Here is a 4,733-nt window from a genome sequence, read left to right as displayed (position 1 = left end):
CTTCGACGGGCAGGAGTACACCGGCCACCCCGGCGACACCCTGGCGTCGGCGCTGCTGGCGAACGGGGTCCGCCGCATCGCGACCAGCGTGAAGCTCGGCCGGCCGCGCGGCGTCACCGCCGCGTGGAGCGAGGACCCGACCGGGCTCGTCCAGATCGAGGAGCCCTTCCCCGAGCCCATGCTGCTGGCCACCACGATCGAGCTGGTCGACGGCCTGGTCGCCCGCGGGGTGAGCGGCCGCGGCCGGCTCGCCGAGGTCCCCGACACCGCCCGCTACGACCGCCGGCACACGCACTGCGAGACGCTCGTGATCGGCGCGGGCCCCGCCGGCCTGCTCGCCGCCCGGACCGCCGCGCGCCGGGGCGACCGCGTCGTCCTCGTCGACGACCGGCCCGCCGCCGGTGGGGCGCTGCTCGGCACCGAGCGGATCTGCGGGCGGAGCGCCTACGAGTTCGTCGCCGACACGATGGCCGAGCTGCGGGCGAACCCGGAGGTCCGGGTCCTGCCGCGCACCACGGCGTTCGGCCAGTACGACGACGGCTTCGTCCTCGCCCTGGAGCGTCGCACCGACCACCTGGCCGACCCTCCGCGGAACGTCTCGCGCCAGCGGGTCTGGCGCATCCGGGCCGCCCACGTCGTCGTCGCGACCGGGGCGCACGAGCGGCCGATCGTCGTGGAGGACAACGACCGCCCCGGGATCATGCTGGCCGCCTCTGCCCGCGACCTCCTGCACCGGTACGGCGTGCTGGTCGGCCGGGAGATCGTCGTCTTCACGACCGACGACGCCGCCTACGGGGCCGCCGCCGACCTCGAGGCCGCCGGCGCTCGCGTGACCGTCGTCGACCCCCGCCCCGTGAGTGGCGATAGTCGTGATAGCGACCATCCGCACTCACGAGTGGTGGGGACGCGGGCCGACGCCTCCGGGCAGGTGTGCGCAGCACTGCTCGACACGGGCGAGGAACTCCCCTGCGACACCCTCCTGCTCTCCGGCGGCTGGAACCCCACCGCCCACCTGTTCTCGCACGTCCGCGGCGCGCTGCGGTACGACGCCGAGCTGGGCGCGTTCCGGCCCGGCGAGCCGCTCGACGGCGTCACCGTCGTCGGCGCGGCGAACGGGACCTTCGACCTCGCCGGCTGCCTGGCGGAGGGCAAGGGCGAGACCCCGGCGCCGACGGTCGGCTCCGCACGCTCCGCCTCCGCACCGCGGCCGCGCACCGGGATGGTCCTGTGGCGCACCGAGGGCGACCGGACGAGGCAGTTCGTCGACCTGCAGCGCGACTCGACGGTCGCGGACATCGCGCGGGCCGTCGGCGCGGGTATCCGCTCGGTCGAGCACGTCAAGCGCTACACGACGATCGGCACCGCGCACGACCAGGGCAAGACCTCCGGCGTGATCGCCTCCGGGATCACCGCCGAGCTGCTCGGCGTGCCGGTGGAGTCCCTGGGCACCACCACCTTCCGCCCGCCGTACACGCCGGTGGCCTTCGCGGCGCTGGCCGGGCGCGACCGCGGCCGGCTGTTCGACCCCGAGCGCACGACCGCGCTGCACGGCTGGCACGTGGCGGCCGGCGCGGTGTTCGAGGACGTCGGCCAGTGGAAGCGGCCGCGGTACTACCCGCAGCCGGGCGAGGACATGGAGGCCGCGGTGCTGCGCGAGTGCGCGGCGGCCCGCACCGGCGTCGGCATCCTCGACGGGTCCACCCTCGGCAAGATCGACGTCCAGGGGCCCGACGCCGGCATCTTCCTGGACCGGATCTACACGAACATGATGTCGAGCCTGAAGCCCGGCCGGGTCCGCTACGGCGTGATGTGCGGCCTCGACGGCATGGTGATCGACGACGGCACCGTGCTCCGCATCGCGGACGACCGGTTCCTCGTCATGACCACCACGGGCGGGGCGGCGCCGATTCTCGACCACCTCGAGGAGTGGCTGCAGACCGAGTGGCCGGAGCTGCGGGTCTCGCTGACCTCCGTGACCGAGCAGTGGGCGACCTTCCCGGTCGTCGGGCCGCGGTCCCGGGACGTGGTCGGCGCCCTGGCCCCGCACGTCGACGTCTCGAACGCGGCCTTCCCGTTCATGAGCTGGCTCGACACCGTGCTCGACGACGGGGCCGACGGCGTCCCGGTTCGCTTGGCGCGCATCAGCTTCTCCGGCGAGCTGGCCTGGGAGGTGAGCGTCGACGGCTGGCACGCGGCGGCCGTCTGGCGGCGCCTGCTGGACCTCGGCGCGCCGTACGGGATCACCCCGTACGGCACCGAGACGATGCACGTCCTGCGCGCCGAGAAGGGCTACCCGATCATCGGGCAGGACACGGACGGCACAGTGACGCCGCAGGACCTCGGCATGGACTGGGTCGTGTCGAAGAAGAAGCCGGACTTCGTGGGCAAGCGGTCCTTCGCCCGCCCGGCCAACGCCGACCCGCTGCGCAAGCAGCTCGTGGGCCTGTTGCCGGTCGATCCCGACCTGAAGCTGCCGGAGGGCTCGCAGATCGTCGAGCTGACCGACGCGCTACCGCCGCCCCCGGTGCCCATGCTCGGACACGTCACGTCGAGCTACCGCAGTGCCGCGCTCGGCCGGACCTTCGCGCTCGCCCTGGTCAAGGGCGGGCACGGGCGGATCGGCGAGCGCCTGACCGTGCCGGTCGACGGGGCGCTGGTGCCCGTCGAGGTGACCGGTTCCGTGCTGTTCGACCCCGAGGGGTCCCGTCGGGATGGTGAGCCGAGTGTCCACTGAGACGACCCTGCGCCCGGTGGGGGCGCTCGACGGCTGGGCCGGCCGGTTCGCCGAGCTGCCGGACTCGGTGGCCCTGCTGGCCGAGCCGTTCCACTCGATGGTCGACGTCCGCACCGCGGACCCCGCCGTGCTGAAGGAGCTGGTCGGTGGCGGCCCGCTGCCCGGGCCGAACGCGTGGAGCGGCGGCGAGCGCGTCACCGCGATCTGGCTCGGACCCGACGAATGGCTGCTGACCAGCCCCTTCCTCGCACCGGCCGAGCTGGAGGCGGCGGTCCGGACCGCGGGGGCGACCGGGGTCGACGTCTCCGCCCAGCGCACCACGATCCGGCTCCGCGGCGCCCACGCCCGGGACGTCCTGGAGACGGGCTGCGCGGTCGACCTGCACCCGCGCGCCTTCGGCACCGGGTCGGCGGCCGTCACCCTGCTGGGCCAGGCCGGCGTCGTCCTCCTCGGCCTCGGGCCGTCCGACTACCGCCTCGTCGTGCGGTCCTCCTTCGCGACCTACCTCGCGGAGTGGCTGCTCGACGCCGCGAGCGAATTTCGATGACGAGCTGGTGACGACAACCGTGACGGTTTCCGCGTTCGACCTGTTCAGCGTCGGTATCGGCCCCTCGAGCTCGCACACGGTCGGCCCGATGCGGGCGGCGCTGCGGTTCGCCGGGCGGCTCGAGCGCGAGGGCCTGCTCCCCCGCGTCGCGCACGTGAAGGCGGAGCTGTTCGGCTCGCTCGGCGCCACCGGGAAGGGCCACGGCAGCGTCGGGGCGGTGGTGCGCGGGCTGGCCGGGGAGGCGCCCGAGACCGTCGACCCGCGCAGCCCCACCGTCGGCGACGTCTGGGGTACCGGGCGGCTGCGGCTGCTCGGCCGGCACGAGATCGGCTTCCGCGCCGAGGACGTCGAGCTGCATCGGCGGCGGACGCTGCCCTTCCACCCCAACGGGATGCGGTTCACCGCGCACGGCGGGACCGGCTCGGCGCTGCTGACCGCGGAGTACTTCTCCGTCGGCGGGGGCTTCGTGCTCGACGAGGCGCAGCAGGCGCTCCTGCCGCCCGAGCCCGAGGTCCCGTACCCGTTCGCGGCCGGTGCCGAGCTGCTCGCCCGCTGCCGCGAAACCGGGCTGCCGGTCAGCGGGATCGTGCTGGCCAACGAGTGCGCCCGGATGCGGCGCCTCCGCCCGGACGTCGACCCCGAGGCCGAGGTCCGGCGCGGCCTCCTCGCGCTCTGGGCGGTCATGCAGGAGTGCGTGGAGCGGGGCTCGACGACCGGCGGCGTCCTCCCGGGCGGGCTGAAGGTCCGGCGCCGCGCGGCCGCCATGCGCGAGGCGCTGGAGGCCGAGCCCACCGCGGAGTCCGGCGAGTGGGTCACCCTCTTCGCCCTGGCGGTGAACGAGGAGAACGCGGCCGGCGGCCGGATCGTCACGGCCCCGACCAACGGCGCGGCCGGGATCGTGCCCGCCGTCCTGCACTACTACCGCCGGTTCTGCAAGGCGTCCTCCGACGACGGCGTGGTCCGGTTCCTGCTCACGGCCGCCGCCGTCGGGTCGCTGTTCAAGGAGAACGCCTCCATCTCCGGCGCCGAGGTCGGCTGCCAGGGCGAGGTCGGCTCGGCCTGCTCGATGGCCGCCGCGGGCCTCGCCGAGGTCATGGGCGGCACCCCGGAGCAGGTGGAGAACGCCGCGGAGATCGGCATCGAGCACAACCTGGGTCTGACCTGCGACCCGATCGGCGGGCTCGTCCAGATCCCGTGCATCGAGCGCAACGCCGTGGCCTCGATGAAGGCGATCACCGCGGCCCGGATGGCCGTGCGCGGCGACGGGCAGCACCACGTGAGCCTGGACAAGGCGATCCGGACCATGCGGATCACCGGCGCGGACATGAAGACCAAGTACAAGGAGACGAGCCGGGGCGGCCTGGCCCTCACCGTCGTCGAGTGCTGAGCCGGCCCGTCGTGAGTGGGCCTGGGGGGGTGGCCGCGCCAACGGGCCGCACGGCCGCCGCTTGG

General features: G+C 74.5%; 3 protein-coding genes. All 3 read left to right on the top strand.

All coding sequences use genetic code 11. The features are described 5' to 3' along the window. The coding region (locus tag AB0B41_RS39915; protein ID WP_358212228.1) for a 2Fe-2S iron-sulfur cluster-binding protein at window positions 1-2,734 on the top strand (2,734 nt) is incomplete at its 5' end. Then, on the top strand, window positions 2,724-3,281 hold the full coding sequence (locus AB0B41_RS39910) for a sarcosine oxidase subunit gamma family protein (protein WP_358212227.1): 558 nt from the start codon (window positions 2,724-2,726) through the stop codon (window positions 3,279-3,281). The genes AB0B41_RS39915 and AB0B41_RS39910, both read left to right, overlap by 11 nt. 19 nt (window positions 3,282-3,300) lie before the next feature. After that, window positions 3,301-4,668, top strand: a complete 1,368-nt coding sequence (locus AB0B41_RS39905; RefSeq protein WP_358212226.1) for an L-serine ammonia-lyase — start codon at window positions 3,301-3,303, stop codon at window positions 4,666-4,668. Window positions 4,669-4,733 lie beyond the last annotated feature (65 nt).

Source organism: Pseudonocardia sp. NPDC049154 (assembly GCF_040648315.1).
In the GTDB taxonomy this organism is placed as follows: Bacteria; Actinomycetota; Actinomycetes; order Mycobacteriales; family Pseudonocardiaceae; genus Pseudonocardia.
The sequence above is the reverse complement of the archived record's forward strand: the minus strand, read 5'-3'. Positions and strand labels throughout refer to the sequence as shown.